General features: G+C 68.6%; 20 protein-coding genes. 11 read left to right on the top strand and 9 right to left on the bottom strand.

Annotation, left to right across the window (positions count from 1 at the left end; genetic code table 11):
- On the top strand, positions 1–694 hold a 694-nt coding region (locus ACFDS6_RS10890), incomplete at its 5' end, for a hypothetical protein (RefSeq protein WP_375272189.1).
- 3 nt (positions 695–697) lie between these two features.
- Here the strand turns inward: ACFDS6_RS10890 and asnB are convergent.
- Together asnB and ACFDS6_RS10900 are read right to left on the bottom strand one after the other, a co-directional pair.
- On the bottom strand, positions 698–2,665 hold the full coding sequence (asnB, locus tag ACFDS6_RS10895) for an asparagine synthase (glutamine-hydrolyzing) (RefSeq protein ID WP_375272190.1): 1,968 nt from the start codon (positions 2,663–2,665) through the stop codon (positions 698–700).
- Positions 2,666–2,668: 3 nt separating this feature from the next.
- On the bottom strand, positions 2,669–3,829 hold the full coding sequence (locus tag ACFDS6_RS10900) for a glycosyltransferase family 4 protein (RefSeq protein ID WP_375272191.1): 1,161 nt from the start codon (positions 3,827–3,829) through the stop codon (positions 2,669–2,671).
- A gap of 162 nt (positions 3,830–3,991) precedes the next feature.
- On the opposite strand from ACFDS6_RS10900, the gene ACFDS6_RS10905 reads away from it, so the two are divergent.
- Genes ACFDS6_RS10905 through ACFDS6_RS10935 form a run of 7 tightly spaced genes read left to right on the top strand, consistent with a single transcriptional unit; the run spans position 3,992 to position 10,876 of the window.
- Positions 3,992–4,735 carry a class I SAM-dependent methyltransferase gene (locus ACFDS6_RS10905; protein WP_375272192.1) on the top strand — a complete coding sequence of 248 codons (744 nt, stop codon included), beginning with the start codon at positions 3,992–3,994 and terminating at the stop codon, positions 4,733–4,735.
- Positions 4,736–4,743: 8 nt separating this feature from the next.
- Entirely contained in the window at positions 4,744–5,610 is an 867-nt protein-coding gene (locus ACFDS6_RS10910) for a peptidoglycan bridge formation glycyltransferase FemA/FemB family protein (RefSeq protein WP_375272193.1), read from the top strand.
- A 53-nt stretch (positions 5,611–5,663) separates the two neighbouring features.
- Positions 5,664–6,818 (top strand): glycosyltransferase, encoded by a 1,155-nt coding sequence (locus ACFDS6_RS10915; protein ID WP_375272194.1) that lies wholly within the window; start codon positions 5,664–5,666, stop codon positions 6,816–6,818.
- Positions 6,815–8,200 carry an oligosaccharide flippase family protein gene (locus ACFDS6_RS10920; protein WP_375272195.1) on the top strand — a complete coding sequence of 462 codons (1,386 nt, stop codon included), beginning with the start codon at positions 6,815–6,817 and terminating at the stop codon, positions 8,198–8,200. The genes ACFDS6_RS10915 and ACFDS6_RS10920 overlap by 4 nt, the downstream gene beginning before the upstream one ends.
- A gap of 26 nt (positions 8,201–8,226) precedes the next feature.
- A complete protein-coding gene (locus ACFDS6_RS10925; RefSeq protein ID WP_375272196.1) occupies positions 8,227–9,117 on the top strand; it encodes an FkbM family methyltransferase in 891 nt (296 codons plus the stop codon).
- Positions 9,114–10,073: a polysaccharide deacetylase family protein gene (locus tag ACFDS6_RS10930; protein ID WP_375272197.1), complete on the top strand. Its 960-nt coding sequence runs from the start codon at positions 9,114–9,116 to the stop codon at positions 10,071–10,073. Before ACFDS6_RS10925 ends, ACFDS6_RS10930 begins: the two co-directional genes overlap by 4 nt.
- Positions 10,070–10,876 (top strand): formyltransferase family protein, encoded by an 807-nt coding sequence (locus ACFDS6_RS10935; RefSeq protein ID WP_375272198.1) that lies wholly within the window; start codon positions 10,070–10,072, stop codon positions 10,874–10,876. The genes ACFDS6_RS10930 and ACFDS6_RS10935 overlap by 4 nt, the downstream gene beginning before the upstream one ends.
- On the opposite strand, the gene ACFDS6_RS10940 is transcribed toward ACFDS6_RS10935, so the two are convergent.
- The gene (locus tag ACFDS6_RS10940) at positions 10,804–12,417 is read right to left on the bottom strand and encodes a glycosyltransferase family 39 protein (protein WP_375272199.1); all 1,614 of its coding nucleotides are present in this window, start codon (positions 12,415–12,417) and stop codon (positions 10,804–10,806) included. The genes ACFDS6_RS10935 and ACFDS6_RS10940 overlap by 73 nt on opposite strands.
- 203 nt (positions 12,418–12,620) lie before the next feature.
- On the opposite strand from ACFDS6_RS10940, the gene ACFDS6_RS10945 reads away from it, so the two are divergent.
- Both ACFDS6_RS10945 and ACFDS6_RS10950 read left to right on the top strand, forming a co-directional pair.
- Positions 12,621–13,703, top strand: a complete 1,083-nt coding sequence (locus ACFDS6_RS10945) for an EpsG family protein (protein WP_375272200.1) — start codon at positions 12,621–12,623, stop codon at positions 13,701–13,703.
- Between the two features lie 5 nt (positions 13,704–13,708).
- A complete protein-coding gene (locus ACFDS6_RS10950) occupies positions 13,709–14,830 on the top strand; it encodes a glycosyltransferase family 4 protein (RefSeq protein WP_375272201.1) in 1,122 nt (373 codons plus the stop codon).
- 1 nt (position 14,831) lies between these two features.
- On the opposite strand, the gene ACFDS6_RS10955 is transcribed toward ACFDS6_RS10950, so the two are convergent.
- From ACFDS6_RS10955 to ACFDS6_RS10970, 4 genes are all read right to left on the bottom strand, one after another.
- Complete coding sequence (locus tag ACFDS6_RS10955) at positions 14,832–16,187, bottom strand: O-antigen ligase family protein (RefSeq protein ID WP_375272202.1); 1,356 nt, start codon at positions 16,185–16,187, stop codon at positions 14,832–14,834.
- Positions 16,184–17,371: a tetratricopeptide repeat protein gene (locus ACFDS6_RS10960; protein WP_375272203.1), complete on the bottom strand. Its 1,188-nt coding sequence runs from the start codon at positions 17,369–17,371 to the stop codon at positions 16,184–16,186. The genes ACFDS6_RS10955 and ACFDS6_RS10960 overlap by 4 nt, the downstream gene beginning before the upstream one ends.
- A gap of 3 nt (positions 17,372–17,374) precedes the next feature.
- A complete protein-coding gene (locus tag ACFDS6_RS10965; RefSeq protein ID WP_375272204.1) occupies positions 17,375–19,603 on the bottom strand; it encodes a GumC family protein in 2,229 nt (742 codons plus the stop codon).
- A gap of 69 nt (positions 19,604–19,672) precedes the next feature.
- Complete coding sequence (locus ACFDS6_RS10970) at positions 19,673–20,497, bottom strand: polysaccharide biosynthesis/export family protein (RefSeq protein ID WP_375272209.1); 825 nt, start codon at positions 20,495–20,497, stop codon at positions 19,673–19,675.
- A gap of 95 nt (positions 20,498–20,592) precedes the next feature.
- Here ACFDS6_RS10970 and ACFDS6_RS10975 point away from each other — a divergent pair, with 95 nt between their 5' ends.
- On the top strand, positions 20,593–20,835 hold the full coding sequence (locus ACFDS6_RS10975) for a hypothetical protein (RefSeq protein WP_375272205.1): 243 nt from the start codon (positions 20,593–20,595) through the stop codon (positions 20,833–20,835).
- Between the two features lie 20 nt (positions 20,836–20,855).
- Here the strand turns inward: ACFDS6_RS10975 and ACFDS6_RS10980 are convergent, their stop codons facing one another.
- Together ACFDS6_RS10980 and ACFDS6_RS10985 are read right to left on the bottom strand one after the other, a co-directional pair.
- Entirely contained in the window at positions 20,856–21,632 is a 777-nt protein-coding gene (locus ACFDS6_RS10980; RefSeq protein WP_375272206.1) for a metallophosphoesterase, read from the bottom strand.
- 103 nt (positions 21,633–21,735) lie between these two features.
- Complete coding sequence (locus tag ACFDS6_RS10985; protein ID WP_375272207.1) at positions 21,736–21,906, bottom strand: hypothetical protein; 171 nt, start codon at positions 21,904–21,906, stop codon at positions 21,736–21,738.
- Between the last annotated feature and the right edge of the window lie 233 nt (positions 21,907–22,139).

Consider the following 22,139-nt stretch of genomic DNA (forward strand, 5'->3'; position numbering starts at 1 on the left):
GTTCCTGTGCGCGAACGGCGACGTGCTGGCGGAAGGCGTTCATGCGCGGAGCGGCTTGGGACATATCCTGCGGCTCGCCGTCGATGGACGCGTCGAAACGGTAATGGCGGGGCAGGGACACGCCTCGTACCCGGCGGTGGTCGCGACGCCCGAGGGCGAGGCGATGCTGCCCGAGACGGCGCGATGGGCGGGGCCGGCGCTCTACCCGCTGAACGACGCGGGCGAACCGACGGCGCTGGCGGTCGAGGGCGCATCGCGGCTGCTCGATCCGACCCTGTTCACTTCAGGCGGGCATTTCTACCTCTTTGCCAACGACCGCGCGGTCGGACCGCACGCACAGATGCTGTGGGTGGCGGACGCGCAGGCGGGGCCGTACCGCCGCCATCCCGCCAGTCCGATCCGCGTCAGCCCGCGCGGCGGGCGGATGGGTGGCGCGATCCTCGAGCGGGACGGGCGCATTTACCGCCTGGGGCAGGACGGCGCGCGCGGCTACGGCGAGCGGCTGATCGCGTTCGAGATCACGACGCTGTCGCCGCAGACTTACGCCGAGCAGGAAGCGGGAGCGATCGCCTTCGACGGCGTGCGCGGGCCGCACACGCTGAACGTCAACGCGCGCGCCATGGTGTTCGATCACTATCATGAACGTTTCGCGCCGCTCGCCGGCGTGCGGCGGCTGATGGCGCGACTGCGCTGATATTCAACGCTGCGCCGCGAGCCAGGCTTGGAGCATCAGCACCGCCCACAGGCTCTCGGCGTGGTCGCGGACGCCGGTGACGTGCTCGCTCCAGCGGCGGCGGATCGGGGTCGGGTTGAGCCCGGCGGCGGTAAGCGCACTGGTCGCGAGCAGGTCCTCCGCCCAGTCGCGCAACGGACCGCGCAGCCACTGGCCGATCGGTGCGGTGAAGCCGGCCTTGGGCCGGTCGATCAGCGCGCGCGGCACGTGCCGGTCGAGCAGTTCGCGCAGGATCTGCTTGCCGCCGCGCGGGCCGAACTTCATCGCGACCGGCACACGCGCGGCGATCGCCGCGACCTGCGGATCGAGGAAGGGAATGCGTCCCTCCAGCCCCACCGCCATCGCCGCGCGGTCGACCTTGGTCAGGATCGTGTCGGGCAGGTAGCCCATCGCGTCGGCCGCCATGATCTGCGTCTCGAGCGGCAGCGCGGCGAGCCGCGCGAACAGGTCCCGGCGCTCGGTCTGGTACGCGGTCGAGTAGGCGGTCGCGGGGGCAGGCTCGCCGTGCCAAAGGTCGAGGAAGCCGCTGGTCAGCCCTGCGAAGTCGCCTGCCTCGCCGGTGATCGACAGCAAGCGATGCAGCTTGTCCGCGACCTGCGGCGCGCGACCACCGCGCGCGAGTGCGCGCCATAGCGCCGGCGGCAGCGCGGCGGCGCCCCCCAAGCCCAAACGCCGGAGCGGCGCCGGAAGGCGGCTCGCGTTCCGCCACACCTTGGGAAAGGCACGGTGGCGATTGTAGCCGCCGAACAGCTCGTCGCCCGCGTCGCCCGAGAGCGCGACCGTCACCGAGCCGCGCGCGAAGCGACTGACGAGATAGGTCGGCAGCGCCGAATCGTCGGCGAACGGCTCGTCGTAGAGCGCGGGCAGGGCGGGGACGAGCTGTTGCGCCTGCCCGGGGGTGACGTAGAGCTCGTGATGGTCGGTGCCCAGATGCGTCGCCACCGCGCGCGCGAACGGCGCCTCGTCGTAGCCCGTCTCGCCGAAGCCGATCGAGAAGGTCCTGACCGGCTTGCTCGCGGCACGCGCGGCGAGCGCCGTGATCAGCGAGGAATCTACCCCGCCCGACAGGAAGGTACCCACGGGAACGTCGGCGACGAGCTGCCGCGCGACCGCGGCCTGCAGTGCGTGTTCCAGTTCGCCGATCGCGTCATGCTGGTCGGTGAACGGATGCGCGGCGCCGTCCAGCACGACCGCGGGATAATCGTACCAGCGCTCGAACACGACACCGCCGGGCTGAAAGGTCGACAGCGGTTCGCCCCAGCGCAGGTCGGTGATCGCGGTCGGCACACCCAGAAGCGTGCCGGGCAGAAGCTTGAAGATGCCGCGGTGGATGCTGAGCGGCGCCGGAATGCTGCCGTAGGATAGCAGCAGCCCGACCGCGTCGCCCGCGACCGAATTGTCGAAGCCGGGCAGCGCGCGGATCGCCTTCAACTCGGAGGCGAAGGCGAAGCCGGCGGCGCACCAGCCGTAATAGAGCGGCTTCTCGCCGAAGCGGTCGCGCGCCAGCCACAAGCGGCGCTCCGCCTTGTCCCACAAAGCGAGCGCGAACATGCCGGTCGCGCGGCGCAGCGCGTCGCCGAGACCCCAGGCCGCGATCGCGGCGAGCAGCGTCTCGGTATCCGAGTGGCCGCGCCAGACGGGCGCTGTCCCGGCGCTCTCGAGTTCACGCCGCAGATCGGCGTGGTTGTAGATCTCACCGTTGAACACCAGCACGTAGCGCGCATCGGCGGATTGCATCGGCTGGTGCCCGGCGCTCGACAGGTCGATGATCGACAGGCGGCGGTGGCCGAGCGCGACCCGCGCGCCCTTGTCGATCCACGTGCCGTGATCGTCGGGCCCACGATGCGCGATCGCGTCCGTCGCGACGCGGATCGTCGTTACCAGGTCGGCGTCCGCGCCGTCGCGCGCGATCAGTCCGGCGATGCCGCACATCTGCTAGCCCCTCTCAACAAGCGCGCGCCTGAGGATCGCATGCCAGCGCGCGGCACAGGCGTCGATGCTGAAATGCGCCAGGACGTGCGCGCGTGCGGCATCGGCGCGCGCGCAGGCCGATGCCGGATCGCGGCGGAGCGCTCCGATGGCGGTGACGAGCGCCGCGACGTCACCCGGCGGCACCATGCGCGCGACGCGGCCTCCGTCCGTGGTTTCGCGGAAACCGTCGACGTCGGAGAGGATCACGGGTGTGCCGAGCGCCATCGCCTCCACCGCGCCGATGCCGAACGGTTCGCGCAGCGAGGGCTGCACCACGCCGTCGGCGGCGCGGATCAGCGGAAAGAGCTGATCGTGCGGGATGATGCCGCCGATCGTTACCGCATCGCTGAGGTCCAGCCTCTCGACCTGCGCCTGCAACGCCGCCTGGGTCGGGCCGGTGCCGAACATCAGCACGCGCGCGGCGACGCCCGCGTCGCGCAGCCGCGCAACCGCGTCGATCAGATGTGCCTGCCCCTTCTTGCGGACGTAGCGCGCCGGGACGACGAGCAGGAAGGCGTTCTCCGCGACACCGAAGGCGGCGCGGATAGCCGCGCGCGACGTGGCGGAGCCGAGCGCCTCGACACGGGCAAGGTCGACGCCGTTGTGCGCGACCTGAATATCACGCCAGCCATAGACGCGAGTGAAATCGCTCGCCGTCGCGTGCGATACCGCGACGTGCGCGGCCGAGGACGCGCAGGCGCGATGTTGTACCCAGCGCCCGGCGCGCGACCAGGTGGAGGCCGGTGGCGGGTCGGGGATCTCGCCGTGAAAGGTATTCACCGTCACGCTTCCCGGCGACATCGCGGCGGCCGCGCGCGCGTAGAGGTGATCGGCGGCGAGATGGCTCCAGAACAGGTCGAAGTCCGCGCCGCGCACGACCTGACGCAGCGCGATCAGCCCGCGCGCGAACGCGGCGCGCGACGGGATATGCAATCGGTGAAGCGGCACGCCCGCGCGCGCCAGATCGTCGCCCAGATCGTCGGGCCAGTCGAACAAGGCCGCGATCTCCACCTCCAACCCGAGCGCCCGCAGCCGCGGTGCGAGGTCGACGACCAATTGCTCCGCGCCGCCGCCGCGCCCGACCGTCTCGATCAGGCAGAGTATTCGCGGGGGCCGTTGCTTCACCAATTGACTTCACCACTAATATGCGCAGAGAAATTCCTTGTCGGTACAAGGCCGTGAACAGGTAAGCGAAATTGTCGCGTTCGATCGAGGGGGTCGGTCGAGCGTCATGGCAGCTAGCAGATCTCCTGTGCTCGCGCCACGCGACCTGAGGGGCGGGTATTCATGAAGGCGAACAGCGTCGACATATACGCGCGAGCCGACATTGTTTCACATTACCAGAGCGTTCGCGGACTGCTGCCGCCGGAAAAGTACCTGTTCGGGCGGTACGTGCGCGCGGGCATGGAGGTGCTAGACATCGGCGTCGGTGGTGGGCGCACCTCCGCTTATCTGTCGACGGGAGCGAAGCGCTACTTAGGAGTTGATTACTCGGCGGAAATGGTCGCCGCGGCGCAGCGACGTCATCCGGCGCTGGCGTTCGCGCAAGGCGACGCGACCGACATGTCGTTCGCCGACGAGAGCTTCGACGTCGCGATCTTCTCCTTCAACGGTCTTGACTGCATCCCGAGCGACGAGGGCCGGATCAAGGCGCTGCGGGAGATGCGGCGCGTCACCCGTGCGAACGGGGTCATCATCGTGTCGTCGCACAATGCGCGGCACCTGCTGGTTCACCCGGTGCTGACGGGCGTTCCGTTGCCCAAGAAGGCGTGGCGCATCGCGCGTGCCGCGGTGAAGAGCATCCCGCTCGCCGCGCGCAACCTGCGCAGCGGTTTGTATCAGCGCGGTCACGGCTTCACGGTCGACCCGGTGCACGGCGGTCACTACATGCACGCGTCGACCCCGCAGAGCATGGCACGCGACGCCGCGGCGGCCGGCCTGCGGATTGTCGAGCACGTCGGCGCGACCTACCCCAGGCGCCTGCCCGACGTGCTGAACAGTTGGGAAACCTACGTCCTGGCGCGCGCCTGAGGACGGCCATGACCTATCGCTCGATCTTCATGGCGCCCGAGTGGATGCACGTGCGCCATCTCGGTTGGCACGACCATTGGCCCGATCCTAAGCTGCGGGTGATGACGCAGCGGCGCGGCGGCATGCGGCGTGCGCTCATCGTCAGTGAGTTGGACGACCCGGAGGAAATCGCACGGCACTGGCATCGGATCGCCGCCGCCTCGCCGTTCGCCGAGACACGATTTCACGACCTGACCGATTCGCCCCGCGTGGGGTGCTGGCTGAAACAACAGGGATTGGGGCTGCTCGACGCGCGTCAGCGAATGCTGAACGTCTCGACGCTGGTGATCGACCTGCAGGCGGACGAGCGCGCGTTGCTCGCGCGGCTCAGTTCGGACACCCGGCGCAACATCAAGCGCGCCGAGGCGGCCGGGCTCACGGTGTTGGAGGCTCCTGCCGAGTCTGCCCTGTTCATTGCTTCGTTCAACACGATGGCGGCCGAGCGCGGATTGCAGCCGCTGGACGCGGCCAGGGTCGAGGCGATGCTGGCGAGCGGCCACTCGCGGCTGTTCGCGACGATGGTGGACGGGGCGCCGCGAAGTTTCCTGCTGAGCTACGAGACCGGTGAGACCGCGCTGATCGCGACCACCGCTGCCGCCGCGCGTGAGCGTGACGGCGGCGGGCATCTGCTGCACTGGCGCGCGATGTGCGCGTTTCGCGCGCGCGGGCTACGCTGGTGCGACATGGGCGGGATCGTGTCCACCGACGCGCGCGACGGCATCTATCAGTTCAAGCGCGGCTTCGGCGGCGAGCTGGTCGATCTCGGTCAGGAATACGGGCGCACCGGCCCGGCGGTACGGATCGCACGCGCCGTGCGCCAGCGCCTGCGGCGATAAAGGCCGCGCGTGTCGGGCTATGCCGATGGCGCACGGCGGCGTAACGGGCGACGATGACCTTTCTGGGCAAGATCGTGCGCGGACGTCCGCGATCCGGCGAGGCCGGCGACAGGGAGCGGTCGCGAGTCGCCTTCGTGCTGCCGACGATGACGGGCGGCGGGGTGGAACGGATACGGCTCGTGCTGATGCAGGGCTTTCTCGATCGCGGCTACGAGGTCGATCTGGTCGTGGCGCAGGAGGACGGCGCGCTGATCGAGTTGGTACCGCCGGGCGTCAAGATCGTGCGTCTGCGGCAGCGGCGCTTTCGCGACGTGATCGGACCGCTCCGCCGCTACATGCGTGATCGGCGTCCGGACGTGTGCATCGTGTCGCTGTGGCCGTTGACCGCGCTCGCGGTGCTGGCGCGCGTCGGTCTGCGCGGCGCGCCGCGATTGATCCTGTCCGACCACAATATCCTGACGCTGCAGTACCGAGGAGCGGCGGCGCGTGTGCTCCGGCTTAGCCTGCGCGCGACCTATCGCTGGGCCGATGCGCTGATCGGAGTATCGCGCGACGTGGCGCGCGACGTCGCGCGACTGGCCTCGATCAAGGACGATCGCGTGAAGGTGATCCACAATCCGGTACCCGCGCATGTTCGCAGCGACGCGCCGCCGCGCGACCCGGCCGATCTGTGGGGCGCGGGCAGCGGCAAGCGGATCCTGACCGTCGGCACGCTGAAATCGGTCAAGAACCACGCGTTGCTGATCGACGCGTTCGCGCAATATCGGCGTCAGGGCGACGGAACCTTGGCCATCTTGGGTGACGGCGCGTTGCGCGGCGAACTGGAGCAACAGGTGCGCGCGCTCGGGCTCATCGGGCACGTGCTATTGCCTGGGTTTGATCCAGAGCCGCACGATTGGTATGCCAGCGCCGACCTGTTTGTCTTGTCTTCGAAGCATGAAGGGTTCGGCAACGTGCTGGTCGAGGCGCTTCACTTCGGCCTTCCGATCGTCGCAACGCGCTGCCGCGGCGGGCCTGAGGAGATACTGGACGGCGGGCGCTTCGGCACGCTGGTGCCGGTCGGCGACGCGGCGGCGATGGCCGTCGCGATGCGGGCAGCGCTCGCGGCCCCGCGCCTGATCGAGCGGCAGCGCGCGCGCGCTACCGACTTTTCGGTGGAGCACACGCTCAACGTGTACGAGGTGCTCGTCCGGCGCGTGCTGGCGTGAACGCATCTCCGTCCGCCTTGCGGCAGGTGGCGCGCGGTGCGGCGTCGCTAGGGCTCATCAACGTCGCCGCGATGGCGGTCACCTTCCTGGTCGGCGTGCTGCTCGCGCGCTACCTCGGTCCGGCGGGCTACGGCGTGTACGCGATCGCGATGACGGTGACCGCCTTCGCGGGCATGGTCACCGAATTCGGTCTCCCTGCGCTCGCCACGCGTGAGTTCGGCGCGGCACAGGCGCACGCGCGCTGGGGCGAGGCGCGGGGATTGCTCCACTGGGGCGATCGCACGGTGCTGGCGATCTCGGGCGTACTGGTGATCGTCGTCGCGGCGGGCGGGCGATTGATCCCCGTCGCGGACCGCTCCGCCTTCGTCGCGTCGATGGTCTGGGCGGTGCTGCTGATCCCCGTCGTCGCGGTGGCGAAGCTGCGCGGCGCGGCGCTGCTCGCGCTCGGACGCACGGTCGCGGGGCAGATGCCGGTGCTGCTGCTGCGGCCAATGCTGTTCGTGCTCTCGCTCTCGCTCGCGTGGATGGTGCTCGGCATCGCTCCGTCACCGGCGGGCGCGATGGCGATGCAGGTGGTGGCGGCAACGGGCGCGTTGCTGGTGGTCGCGGTCAATTACCGGCGTCATCGACCCGAGGCGCTGGCGCAGGCACCGCGGGTGAACCACTGGCGGCGATGGATCGCGGTCAGCATTCCGATGGGGATGACCGAGGGGTTGCGGCTGTTGCAGGGACAGATGGCACTGCTGATCCTGGGCGTGTTCAGCACCAGCGCGGCGGCGGGGCTCTACCGCGTCGCCGATTCGGCTTTGGGCGTGTGCCTCGTCTTCTACAACGTGCTGAGCGTCGTGACCGGCCCGACCTTCGCGCGGCTGTACGTGCGCGGCGAGGTGGACGAGCTGGCCAAGGTAATGCGCACCACCAGCGCGGTGATGCTGGTGGGAACCTTCGCGCTCGGCCTGCCAGTGGTGGCGATCGGGCCGTGGCTGTTCGGCTTCGCCTTCGGTTCCGAATTTGCGCCGTCCGGGTCCGTGTTCGTGGTGCTGTGGATCGGCGCGCTGGCGTCCGCTGTGACCGGCCCGATCAACGTCTACGCCAACATGACGGGCGGCGAGCGCGTGGTGGTCGCGGGTGTGGCGGTCGCGGTGGTCGTCAACGCGGCCGCCGCGCTGCTGCTGGTGCCGCACCTCCACGAGATCGGCGCGGCGATCGCCACCAGCGCCGGGCTGATTGCGTGGAACGTCGTCACCTACGCCCGGATACGGCAGCGCGACGGCGTCGGCATGACCGCGCTCGGCCTGCGACCGCATCACGTGCGCCGCGCCCTTGACGTGGTCCGGTATCGCGGGAACATGAAGCCGGAGGTGCGCGACCGTGAACAATGACTCGTTCCTGGGAAAGGCGCGCTAGCATGGCGGTCGCGGCATGGCGACGGCGCCTGGCAGGCAGCACCCCCGCGCCGTTGCGCAAGGCGGTGCGAATGGCGGAGCATTACGGTCGCCGCTGGACCGAGTGGAACCAGGTGGCGGCGCAATCCTACCCGGCCGATGCGCGTAGCGCAGTAACGGTGGTCGGATCGCTGATTGCGGCGCCGATCACGGGCCTGCGCCGGCTCGACGGATTCGAGCCGCCGCTGCTGCTCGCCGACACGGTGTTGCAGGTGCGCGGCGTCGGGCGCTTCGCGGTGCGTGCGGGAACCGACGACATCATCCACGTCCTGCCCGCGCGCGAGCCCATAGGGTTGGCGCTGCTGCGGGAAACGTTGCAGCTGGGCGACACGTTCGTCGATGCCGGCGCCAATATCGGCTTCTACAGCATCGTCGCGGGCAGATTGGTCGGTGTCGAGGGGCAGGTGGTCGCGGTTGAGATGATGCCGGAAACCGCCGTGCAATTGCGCGCCAACGTTGCGCTCAACGACGCGAGCAACGTCCGCGTGGTGGAATGTGCGCTGAGCGACCGCGACGGCGACACGGTGACTGCGTCGAGCAACGCGCGCAAGCTGGGTCAGGCGAGCATTCGGCCGGCGAACAGCGGTCCGACGCGCGACCTGACGGTGTCGGTCGGGACCCAGCGGCTCGACACGCTGCTGCGCGGCGTGAAGCGCGTGCGATTGATAAAAATGGATCTGGAAGGTGCGGAGGCGCTCGCGCTCGCCGGCGCGTATGGCGTGCTCGACCGGGTCGACGCAATCGTGTTCGAGAACAACACGCGCGACCCGCGCATCGCGCAGCTGCTCGGCGCACGCGGCTTTACCATTCGCGAGCTCGACCATCCCGACTACATCGCCGAACGCGAGGGTTGATCGCCGCGCTCGCCAAGCCGGCGGTCTTCGCGCTGCTCACCCAGCCGCGGCGAATGCGCCGAAGGCTCGACCTGCTGGCTGAGCGCGGGGTGACGACGATCCTCAACCTGCACCGCGTCGCCCCCGACGACGGCAGCGGGTACCGCCCGCTCGCGCCCGAATTGTTCAACGAACTGCTGGCATTTGTGTCACGTCGGTTCCACGTGACGACGATCGCCGCGCTGGACCAGCCGGCAGCGCGCGACCGCCCGCGCATGGTCCTGTCGTTCGACGACGGCTACCGCGACTTCTTCACGCACGCCATGCCGCTCCTGGCGCGGCACGGCTTGCGGGTGAACCACAATCTGATCCCCGCGGCGATCGAGCGCGGAGAGGCGCCGCTCAACGTCGTCGCGCAGGATTTCCTCGGCCGCGCGCCCGCCGAGCTGCTGCAGCGGCTCGACGTGCCCGGGTTCGACCGAGCGATTACGCGCGGCGCGAGCGGCGCACTGTCACGCTTCATCAAGTACAAGCCGAACGCCGAGCGACAGGCACTTGCGGCGCACCTGTGGCCGCAGTTCCGCGCCTGGGCCGCGTTCGTGCCCACGCCGATGATGACGCTGGACGAGGCGCGCGCCGCGGCCGAGCGGCACGAGATAGGCGCGCACTCCTTCGATCACGACTCGATGGAATGCGAGAGCGACGATCACCTTCGCGCCGACGTGCAGGCATGTCGCGCCTGGTTCAGGCAGCACATGGCACTCGATCCCACCATCTACGCCTTTCCCAACGGTAGCTGCGGACCCGACCAGATCGCGATCGTGCGCGAGGAGGGAATGCGCCACGTGCTGCTCGTCGGCGAACGGTTCGTGGAGGGCGAGGCATATCGCTTCACCTTCGACGCGCACGGCCGCGCGGAGATGCGGTTCAAAGCGTCGGGGCGACGCGCGCCCGTACCGGCAGCGGTGCGGGCGTGAACGTGCTCGCCCTGATCGGTCCGGGCGCGAACCATCGCGCGCTGGCGAGCCGCCTGCACCGGATACATCCGCTCGCGCACGTCGCGATCGTCACGCCGCCGCCGCCCAAGCGCCGACAGCCGATCATGCCGCGTTTGGCGGCGCGAACGGTCGCGTGGCCGCTGCGACGTGCGTGGTTCGCGATGCTCGATCACTACGAAAGCGCGGCGACGCCGGGCGGGGCGGCGACGTCGCGCCACCGAGACGTCAATGCGGCCAGCGTCGCGGCGATGATCGCGCGCGAACGACCGGAGTTGGTGGTGGTATCGGGCACCAACCTGCTGCGCGCGCCGTTGATCGCGCAGATTGCCGACTTCGGGCGGATCATGAACCTGCACACCGGCATCTCGCCCTATCTGAAGGGTGGGCCGAACTGCACCAACTGGGCGCTGGCGCTCGGGCGCCTCGAACTGATCGGCAGCACGATCATGTGGCTCGACCGCGGCATCGACACCGGCGACATCATTGCCACCGAGCAGGCGCCGCTGAGCGGGCGGGAGCGGCTGGACGAGCTTCACCTGCGCGTGATGGAGCACGCGCACGACCTCTACGCGCGCTGCTACGCGCGCGCGGTGGCGGGGCAGGCTCTGCCGTCGGTCGCGCAGGCGACGATCGGTACCGGATTGCTGCGCCGCAGCCGTGACTGGACAGCGACCGAGATGCTTCGCGCGCTCGCCAACTTCTACCTGCACTACCGCCCCGGAACGGTCGGCGGCGGCGGGCTGACGCTGGTCTCGCCCGAACTGGGCGCGCACGCGGCATAGCGTCGCAGCAGCACGCCGGTCAGTTGAACCACGCGCGTCACCCGGCAATGCGCGTCGAGCCAGTGCTGGACACGGTGGTCGGGGTCGGTTTCCCACTTACGGTAGGATATGAACCAGAGGTGCGGAATGGCGCGGCGCCGCACGGCACGCTCGAGCATCGTTGTGACGATCGCGGGCGTGCGTCCCGCGGCGATGTTGTCGACCGCGGGTGCGGTTCGCGAGATCGGTACGCCGTAATAGATCAAGATCGGGACGGCGCGCTGATTGTCGGCGACGACCGGCACTCCGGCGCGCGACGCGGGACCGAGTATCGCGGCGGCACCGCGCAGGTCTTCCTTGCCGTAGCGCGCGTTGGTGAACCAGTTGACGAGCGACACCGTCATCACACCCACCATTACGGCTTCCGCCAGCAGTACCGGCCAGCGCCGCCGCGGTGCGGTCAGCGCATCGCTGAGCGCGAATGCGAACAGGATCATCAGTGCGGGGAAGGAGAAAACGACGTAACGGACGTTGAACTGGATGCGGGTCAGCAGCGTCGCCGCGATGGCGAGCGTCAGCGGCAGCAGCAGCCACGTCAGCAGCCACGCACCCGCCACGCGCTGGTCAGGCCGCAGCACGGCGCGCAGCCCGGCGATCGATACGATCGCCGCCGCCGTGCCGACCAACGCGATCGGGCCGATCTCCGCGCGAAGGGCAGCGCCGACGTTGCCGCGCAACTCGGCGGTCGATGGGCCGAACGCCGGCCCGGTGACGAAGCTGAACAGCGCGTAGGGTGCCCACAGGATCGCGGCGGGCTTGGAGAAGCCGGCGTCGTTGCCGAGCTTGTCGGCGGTCACCCAGAGCCAGAAACCGAACAAGGCGAACGCGAAGACCTGCGTCGCGCTCCACGCCCAGAATCGCCGCGAGCACAGCGTCGCGACGATGCCCGATGCGCCGCCGGCGAGCAGCAGGAACAGACCGAACGTGGCCGACAGCAGCAGCATGTAGTGATGCGTGTAGAGCCCGAGCGTCGTGACGAAAGTGACAGCGGCGAGCTCCGCGGTTCGCAGCTCGCGGCCGACGGCGGGCCAGGACAGATGCACGTGGATCAGCGCGAGCAGCATCAGCAGCGCGTACATGCGCGCTTCCTGCGCGTACCAGATCGCGAACGGCGAGATCGCGACGAGCAGAGCCGACACAAGTGCTGCGCGTATGTCGCCGAACAGGCGACGTACCAGCGCGAAGACGATCGGCACGCACAGCACCCCCGCCACGACCGACGGCAGGCGCAACGTCCACTCGCCGACGCCGCCGATGCGCGACACTGCCCATAACAGCACGGTGTGGAGCGGAGCGACATGGTCGGTCGCCAGCCCGGCCAGCCCCGCGCGCCCGAAGGCCAGCGCATCCTCTAGCGACGCGTCCTCGTCGATCCATAACGGCTGTGCATCCAACCGGTACAGCCGAAGCACGACCGCCAGCGCGACGATGGCGAGCAGCAGCGCCGCGACTCGGCGTGTCGGGCGGGTGGCGGGCCGCGGGGTGCGGAGAACGGTGATCATGCCGGAGCGGAGAAAGCCTTACACCAGGCGGCACCGACGCCGCGCTTCGTGTGTAGCGGCGAGGCCGAGGCGATGCCAGCCGCGCACCACCCGCAGTTCCTCACTACGCGGGCGGGTGGGATGGATGTTCTCGCCCGCGATGCTATGCACGGGCGCGTGGGCGGGTTCATCATTCGAACAGCGATCGGCGGCGGTCGGCAGCCATGCTGATCTACTGGCTGCTGTTCGCGTTTCCGGCGCTTGGGGCGCTGACCAGCGTTCGCGACGATCGCCGTGCGCGCGGCGACGTCGGATTGGCCATCGTGTTCATGGCGGCGTTCTGGCTGCTGTACAATCTCACCTCGACGCTGCGGTTCAACGTCGGAGCCGACTGGTTCAACTACAGCCGCATGGTGGAGGTGATCAGCCACGAGTCGCTGTCCTTCGCACTTGGTTACGGCGACGTCGGCTTCACCTTCATGATCTGGCTGTTCAACCAGATCGGCGTCGGCATCTACGGCATCAACGGCCTGTGCTCGGCAATCCTGTCGACCGGCGTGATCGCAATGGCGCGGCGCACGCCCGATCCGTGGCTCGCGATCGCGGCGGCGACGCCGTACCTGCTAATCGTCGTGGGGCTAGGCTACATCCGCCAGGGCGCGGCGATCGGCTTCATCCTTTTGGGCATCAACGCGTTCACCGAGAAGCGCATGCTCAAGGGCCTGGCGATGTTCGCGCTGGCGTCAATGTTCCACGTCGCCTCGATCGTCGTGCTGCCGGTGATCGGTCTGGCGGTGGTGCGACGCAACCTGCTGGGCCTGATCGGCACCGGCGTGGTCGGGCTCGGCGTCTACGCGTACCTGTTGACCGACCAGCGCGTGCAGACGTTCCAGGCCGGATACATCGACGCCGAGTACAATTCCGGCGGCGCGGGCATCCGGCTGGTCATGAACCTGCTGCCCGCCGGCCTGTTCCTGCTGCGGCGAAACGTGCTCGGCCTGGACGATCGCGAGCGTGCGATCTGGACCAACATCGCGCTAGCCTCGATCCTGTGCTTCCTGGCTTATTATCTCAGCCCTTCGTCGACGGCGGTCGACCGCGTCGCGCTGTTCTTCTCGCCGATCCAGGTGTTCGTGTTCGGTTGGTACCTGCGCATGCTGAAGGAGGAAGGGCGTAGCGGCGCGGTCCTGATCATCGCCGCTCTGTCCTATTGCGCACTGGTCCAGTTCGTGTGGCTGTTCTACGCCACCCACTCCAGCTTCTGGGTGCCGTACCGCTGGATATTCGATCGCGTCGAGGGCGTGTAGCCGCGGTGGGCGCGCGGACGATCATGGTGTCGGCGAACCAGGCGTGGAACCTGGTCAACTTCCGCGGTGGTCTGATCGAGGCGCTGCGTACGCGTGGCTTCGCGATCACCGCGGTCGCGCCGCCCGACCGAGCCTATGAGGCGCGGCTGCGCGTCCTGGGTTGCGATGTCGCTCCGATCGAGATCGATGCGAAGGGCATGTCGCCGCTCCGCGACGCGCAGTTGGTGCTGCGCTACGCCGCGATCATGCGGCGCGTGCGGCCGGCGGCGTATCTGAGCTGGACGATCAAGCCCAACATCTACGGCGCGATCGCCGCGCGCACGCTGGGCATAGCGGCGCTGCCCAACGTATCGGGGCTGGGCACCGCGTTCATCCGCACCAACCCGCTGACCGAGATCGTCAGCCTGCTCTACCGGACAGGCTTCGCGCGCGCGTCGAGCGTGTTCTTCCAGAATGCGGACGATGCCGCGATCTTCCGCGCGCGGCGGCTGGTGCGGGACGAGCAGGTGACGATGCTGCGAGGCTCGGGGATCGACACGCGCCATTTCGCGCCGGCCACCGGCGAACGGCTGGCGCGCGGGCACTTCCTGATGATCGCGCGCGTGCTCGCCGACAAGGGCGTGCGCGAGTTCGTGGAGGCCGCGCGCATCCTCAAGCGCGAGGATCCGCGCCGACGCTTCACGATCCTGGGCCACGCCGACGTCGCCAACCGCACCGCGATCCCGCGCGCCGAGCTCGACGCTTGGGTAGCGGAAGGTGCGATCGAGTGGATGGCGCCGGTGGATGACGTCCGCGACACGATCATGGCGAGCGACTGCGTCGTACTGCCATCGTATCGCGAAGGGACCTCGCGCGTACTGCTCGAAGGCGCCGCCATGGCGCGCCCGTTGGTCGCTAGCGACGTGCCGGGGTGCCGCGAAGTGGTGGACGACGCGGTCACCGGCTTCCTCGCGCCGGTGCGTGACGCAACCGCGCTCGCCGCGGCGATGCGGCGGGTCGACCGGCTGGACGACGCCGCCTGGCGTAGGATGGGAATGGCGGGACGGCGCAAGGTGTCCGAGGAGTTCTCGCCCGAGACGGTAGTCGGCGCTTACCTCGCCGCACTCGCGCGTGCCGGTGTGCGCTAGCTCAATCGTCCGCGTCGGACGCGTCGGTCGCGATGTTCGGGCGCGCGATCATGCCGACGCACATGACGGCCACCGTGGCGATTGCCGCGGTGCGCGCGGGGTAGTCGACCACGCTATGCAGCGCGATGATGGCCACTCCCGCGAAGGCGGAGGGCAGGTAGCCGGGCAGCTGGTGTCGCCGCCGCCACAGCGCGACCGCACGCAATCCATACCAGCCACCAAAGCCGAGCAGCAGCACGACCGCGCCCAGCCCTAGTTCGGCGACCAGCTCCGCCCAATCATTGTGCGCGTGGTTGACGTATACCAGCGTCACCGATGCCATGTTCTCGATGCCCGCATAGGACCAGCGGAACGTGCCGAGGCCGTAGCCGAGCGGGAAACTGTCGCGGATCAGTTGCCATGTGTTATCAAGAAAAGTCAGGCGCCGGCCGGCGTCGGTTGTGTTGGTCGTGATCGTCCTGAGCGTGTCGCCGCCCCAGATCGCCACACCGATCACGCAAGCGAGCAGCAGCGCGGCGGCGGCGGGCGCGAGCCAGCGTACGCGGGCGCGCCAGCGCCGGCCATGCGTGCTGCGCGCGAGCGCGAAGGCGGTGACCGGAACAGCGAGCAGGTATCCGGCAAGCGAGCGGTTCACGCCGAGGTTGATCAGGAAAAGAACGATCAGCGCGGCGCGCACCGCGCTCCACGCTGCGCCGCCGGTGCGCGGCGAGTAGGGAAAGCCCGCGCTGAACGCGATCGCGAGGAGGAACAGCGTCGCGAGATGGTTGCTGTTCGCGAAGAAGCCGACCGACGTGTTGCTGTTCGTCGTTGCGTAAAAATAGCCCTGACTGGCGGTCCCTTGCAGCACCTGGATCAGCCCGACGCCGGACGAGACCACGGCAACCAGAATCAGCACCGCGACCGCGATCCTGCGCTCGTCGTGATCGGCCCGCAGCGTCAGCGCCAAGGTCGCGAGCGGGGCCAGCACCCAGAGCCACGACCACAAGGTTCGCGACGGCTGCAGCGAGATCGGGCGCCACACGTCACCCATGCCGAGCAGGTGATCGCCCGCCACGATCGCCGCGCGGCCCGGCAGCTCCTGCCACCAGGACGGCGGAAGCGGGATCAGCTGGATCAGCGGGAGCAGCAATGCGAGCAGCACGATCGCGGCGAGCCAGCGTTCCTGCGGCGTATGGCGAACCGAAGGCGCCGACACCCGCTGCCACGCGAGCACGGCCAGGATCACGATCGCTGTCAGTTGCAGGAACAGATTCGCCAGCACGCCCGCGGCCGACGCACCGCCTAGGATCAGGCAGAAGCCCAGGTAGACCGGCAGCGCGAAACCGAAGCGCGCGCGTCGATGACCCTGCGCCGTCACGCTGGCAGTATCCGAATAAAGGTGAAACGCATCTTGAACGATCGGCCGCTATCGCCCGGCGCACCGGTCAGCGTCAGCGTCTGCGCGGGGCAGGCCGGGGGGACAATGAAGGCGATTGCGCGCCGCTGAACGCCGGTGGTGGCCGCCGCGAAGCGCATGGTCGCGAGATCGGGTGTCGCACCCGTGCTTGGTCCCGCGCAATCGATCGACCAGTCGAACGCGCCGCCGCTGAGCGCCGGCGACAGGCTCTGCGCCTCAGCGGTCATCTGGTAGCGTCCGGGCGGCAGCAGGACCGACTGGGTGACCACGGGCGTGCGAACCTGGCCGAACATCTCCGCGGTGAGGTGACCGCCATTCTCACCGAAGTAAGCGTTGAGGTTCGAGTCGGATGCCAGCGTCCAGCCGAACGGCGCCGGTGCCTTGGTGCCGCGCAGCTCGGGGTCGAACGGCTCCGCGCCTACGCCGGGCTCGGAGCCGCGCCACAGGCGATAGGCGTCGGCGTAGCGGTTGCTTCGCGCGAGCTGCGCGATGGCGGTGTCGCGTGCGCCGGGTGACAGTCCCATGTCGGCGAGGCGCAACACCAGCCGATCCGGATCGGCGGCCGAGGCAAGATAGACCGCAGCCTTGTCGCGCAGTACGGGATCGCGCCGCATCGCACGCGTGACAATGGCATCCCCGTCCGGTGCGGCGCGCGCGACCAGCAGGGCGGGGATCAGCGTGGGCGCCTGATCGGGGCGCAGGCTGACCGTCTGTGCGAGAATACCGATCCCCTGCTCGAACCGACCGCTCTGGAGTGCCACGCGGATCAGGTGCAGCCGGGCAGCGCTCAGCCGCGGATCTCGCCGCATGCCTTGGGCGAAGAGGGGGCCCGCACGCGAACCATCGCGCTCCGTCAGGCCTGCGACGACGAAGGGCAGTGGATCGAGCGGATCGGCGCGGTGGGCACGACGCGCGATCGCCAGCGCGGAGAGGGGCAGGCGCTCGCGCGTCGTCAGCATCGGCTCGGCGATGCCGCCGCGCAGCAGGATGACGCGCGCGTCCCCGAACGAGGCGGCCGGAAGGATCGGCAGTGCCCCGACGCGCATGAACTGCAGCGCGGCGGATTGCAGCGCCACCAGCACCAGCAGCAATGCCGCGATCAGGATGACGATCCGCTGCGCGGGGCGGGGAAGCGGCAACGTCACCGGTCAAACGCCCTCGCGCTGGTCCTCCAGCACGATATTGCGCCGCTTCGCCTCCCCGGCCGAGATCTTGGTGTCGGCGCTGTAGCGGTAGTTGTATTTGTCGCCGTAGCCGTACCCGTAGCTGTAGCCGTACTCGTCGTTCTTCTTCGCGAACTTGGTTACGATGCCGCCGATCAGATTGGCTCCGGCGTTGCGCAGCTTGTCGACCGAGGATTGCGCGTAGGTCGAGCGGATCTTGCCCGACTCGAACACCAGCAACGTCGCTTCGACGAAGGAGGCGAGCATCGGCGCGTCGGCGAGGCCGAGCAGCGGCGGCGCGTCGATGATGACGATATCGTACCGCTCGGCAAGCGATTCGATGATGCCGGCGACCTTGCCGCTGGCGAACAGCTCGGACGGGTTGGGGGGGGTGCCACCCGCGAGCACGAAGTCGATGCCGTGCGGTCCGTGCAGGATGCACTCGTCGATCAACGCCTGCTCGGTCAGCAGGTGAACCAGTCCCGCGCCGGAATAGCGATCGGCCGTCATGCGAAAGGTCGGACGCCGCAGATCGGCGTCGACCACCAGCACGCGCTTGCCCATGCGGGCGACGCTGCGGGCGATGCCGTACGTTGATGAGGACTTGCCCTCGCCCGGTATCGTGCTGGTCAGCAGCAAGGTACGCGGAATGCCGTGCGGGGTCGCGAAGCGCAGCTGGTTGGCAACCGTGAAATAGCCCTCGGTCACGAGCGAGCGCGGATTGTCGAGCGCGGTCATGATGTCGCCGTGCTCGTTGTCGAGCGGGATCGCGCCCAGCGCCTTCATGCTCAACCGGTCCTCGAGGTCGCGCGGTCCGTTGATCATGTCGCGCATCATGTCGTAGGCGAAGGCGCCCGTCGCGCCCAGGAACAGCCCGGCGACGAGGCCGATCAGGAGGTTGAGCATCAGGATGGGGCTGACCGGCCCACTCGGCGGCTGCGCCTGGTCGATGATCGACACGTTGGTGTCGCCGACCGTGCCGGTGACGCCCACCACCTTATACTTCTGCAACAAGGCGTCGTAGAGCGCGCGGTTGGTGTCCACGTCGCGCGTCAGCACGGTGTACTGCGTGCTGCCCGCGCGCTCGTCGAGCACCGAGTTGCGCAGCTGGTTGAGGCGGTTCTGCAACGCGCGTTCCTCGCCCGCCGCGGCGCGATATTCGGCCGCGAGCTGCGACAGGTCGTTGGACCCGGTGCGCGACAGTTCGCGCTCCAGCGTGGTGATCTGTCCCTGTAGCGCGACCACCTCGGGATAGTCGGGCTTGAAGATCGAGCGCAGGTCGGCGAGCTTGGCGCGCGCGGTCGACAGCTGCGCCTGCAATTGCCCGGCGGCGGCGGTCTGCCGCGCGCCCGCGGGCAGGCTGATCTGCGAGCGGTATTCCGCCTCGGCGCGGATGCGACGCTGCCGCGCCTGCGCGAGTTGCGCGACGATGTCGCCGAGATCGGCGTTGTTGATCGACTGGCTGCTCGAGGTGCCGTCCGCTTGGGCGCGCTGGATCGTCACCATCTGCTGCTGGCGCTCGTAGCCGACCAGCGCGCGCTCCGACGCTTCCAGTCGCTGGCGCATCTGCTCCAGTTGGTCGCGCAGGTAGCGTCGCGCGTAGGAACTCTTGTCGAGCTGCCGGTCGATCGAACTCTGGATGAAGTTGTTGGCGAGGCTGTTCGCCACCGCCGCCGCGACCTGCGGGTCCTTGGCGCGGTAGTTGATGTCGACCAGGCGCGTGGCGCGCTGCTGCACGACCTCCACGTTCTTCTGGATGGTGGCGATCGCGACCTTCTGACGCGTGGCGCGCGGCAGCGTCTGCGGCGCGAAATCGGGCGAGTCGTCGAGCTTCAGGTCGCGCACGACCCGCTCGGCGAGCGAGCGCGCCTTCAGCAGGCCGACCGAGGTGAAATCGTACAAAGGATCGGTCGAGTCGCGGCGCCCGCCACCGCCGCTGCTGCGTTCGGTGATGTCGGTGTCGCTGGTGCCGTTCGGGTCGAAGGCGAGCCGCACGCTGGCGCGGTAGGTGGGCGGCGTGAGCAGCGTGGCGGCCAACCCGCCGAGCAGCCCGACGATCGTGGTCGCCAGGATCGCCCATTTGTGGCGGCCCAGCGTTTGCAGGATCATCAGCAGCAGGGCCGATTGCCGCGGCGGTACCAGCCCGCGCAGCGGGGTGGGCGCGGGTACGGCCGGCAACTGCCCCTGCGGCGTGACTGTCAGATTATGCTGCACCGTGTTGAACCCCGCGCTCGTCTATCATGCACCGGCGCGCGTCGTCGCGCCGCCCTTGGCCGCCACAGCCTACAACAACGGCACGAACAACCCCGCCAGCGGCACCGCGTAGAGCGCCTGCCGCAGGTTGCGGCGCACGGTTGATCCGTCGACCACCACGATATCGCCGCCGTAGACCGCCGGATTGGGGTCGATGCCCTCGCGAACGCGTGCCAGATCGAACGCCGCCGCCTGGCGCTGGCCATTGATCATGCGGAACACGACCACGCGCTTGGTATTGGCATATTCATCCGGGCCGCCCGATTTCGCGATCGCTTCCAGCAGGTTGCTTTGCCCCACCAGCGGGTAGACCTGCGGGTTGCGGACCGCGCCCTCCACGGTCACGGTGCTGGCGGTCATGGTGTCGATCTGCACCGACACGTTCGGATTTTCGAGATACCGCTGCCCGTACCGCTTGGTCAGTTCGGCGGCGAGCTGGTTGGAGGTCATGCCGACGACGTTGACCATGCCGAGCAGCGGGAAATTGACCGTGCCGGCGGGCTCCACCTGATAGTCGCGGCTGAGGTCGGCGACGCGGTAGATGGTGACGTGGAACTTATCCAGCGCCTGAAGCTTGTAATCGGCAACCGAGGTCTGCGGCACCGGAACGTCAGGCCGACCGAATGACGTGGGATTGTACGTGATGTCACCGCGCGGGCCACCGCACGCGGCGAGCAGCACCAAAAGGACCATCGTCAAGGCGCGAACCGCAACCGACATTGATGCACTCTCCGAGACGCGAACAAACCCGCCTGGACAGGTCGCTGACGCAACGGCGGTCGCAGAACAATACCCGGAATTTTCAAGTGCTGTCAAAATATAAGCCGAACAGGCGGCTTGTAAGGAAAGCAGCATCACGGGCGCAGATCAGCTTTGGTGTGGTGGTGCAAACGGTAGTAGGCTGACCGAAACGAACGTGCGGCACAAACAAATCTGCGGAGGGTGATGCCATGATCCGGTCCTTGCTCGCGACGGCTGTTGCCGGAACCGTGCTGCTATCCGCCGTCGCCTCTGCTGCGCCGATTGCTACGACGCAGGCGACGGCGGTTGATGAGCGATCGCCGCGTACGGCCGTCGACGGCAGCGGTTCGCCGTTCGGCGGCAGCTGGATCGTCGCCGTTCTCGCGCTGCTCGCGGTTGCCGGTGGCATCGTGGCTGCGTCATCGGGTGACAGCCAGCCCGAGAGTCCCTGAGTGCCAGCGGCCGGGTAGCGTCACTCCTCGCGAGAAGCTGCCGGTCCGCGTGCCTCCAGGAACCACCGTCGATCTTCCTCCAGCACCAGCGCCGACAGGCATCCCGTGCGATAGGCGCCGGTGTCGATGCCGATACGGTTGGGCAGGTTCTCGACCGTCGGCGCGATGGTATGCCCGTGGACGATCACCGCGCCGTGATCGCGGCGGCTTGAGATGAACGGCTCGCGAATCCAGCGCAGGTCGGTCGGCAATTGCTCGGATAAGGGCTGCCCCGGACGTACGCCTGCGTGAACGAAGCAATAGTCACCGATCCGGATCATGTCCTCCGCGCGCTCCAGAAAGGTCAGGTCGCTGCGGGAAAAGCGCGCCATCAGCAAGCCGGCCAGGTCTTCGTAACTGCCGCGGTCGGCCAGTTCGCGGTCGATCCCGTAACTCTCCAGCGTCGCGTAGCCGCCGATCCGCAGCAGCGACTTGGTCGTCTCCACGTCGCCGCGCGCCGCGCCGATCAGCACTTCCTCGTGATTGCCCATCAGCAAGCGCGCTTCGCCGGAGCGCACGCGCTCCCGTACCCGCTCGACCACTGCGCGCGAGTGGGGCCCGCGATCCACCAGATCGCCGACGAAGATGATCACCTTGTCCGCCGGAGCGAGACGCGCATGTTCGCGGTCGATCGTGCGCAGCAATTGGTCGAGCAGGTCTATCCGGCCGTGAACGTCCCCGACCGCGAAGACGCGCAGGCCGGTCGGGACGCGCGACACGCTGTCACGCCGGCGGAAGCGACGAAGGAAGTGCAACACGACTCTGATTCTCCGCCGGCCCAGATTCTCCGCCAACCCTGTGCGCGTGATCCTTCACCCGTCCGTCGATGACAAGGACGCGCAGGTCGCCGCGGCGACGAGACTAGCCGATCAGCAGATAGGCGGACAGCGCGATGGGCGCCCAACATCCCAGTGCCAGGCCCGCGATGATGGCGGCGTTGGACGGGTGGATCAGTTTGACGCGGCCGGCCACCATCGGGTCGCTGCCCGAGAAGTACGGGCGGGCGGCATAAGCGTCGAACCGATCGGCCATCAGCCATTCTCTCCCAAGCGACGCCTGTGGCGCGTTGTTTGAGACAAGAACATTGCTGTGCCGCAAGTGTTCCGCGCGAGGAGCTCGGCCCGGCGGGCGTGTGCGACGATGCGACAACCCGTGGCGGAGGGTAGATTTTTGACACTACCGCCATTCGGGCTCAAGCGCTAAGCTGCGCGGCGTTCGAGGGGGCAGTTGTCGTAATCATGTTGGATGCTGCCGCGACAGGAAAG

Origin of the sequence: Sphingomonas sp. (assembly GCF_042095875.1) — a bacterium.
Taxonomy (GTDB): domain Bacteria; phylum Pseudomonadota; class Alphaproteobacteria; order Sphingomonadales; family Sphingomonadaceae; genus Sphingomonas.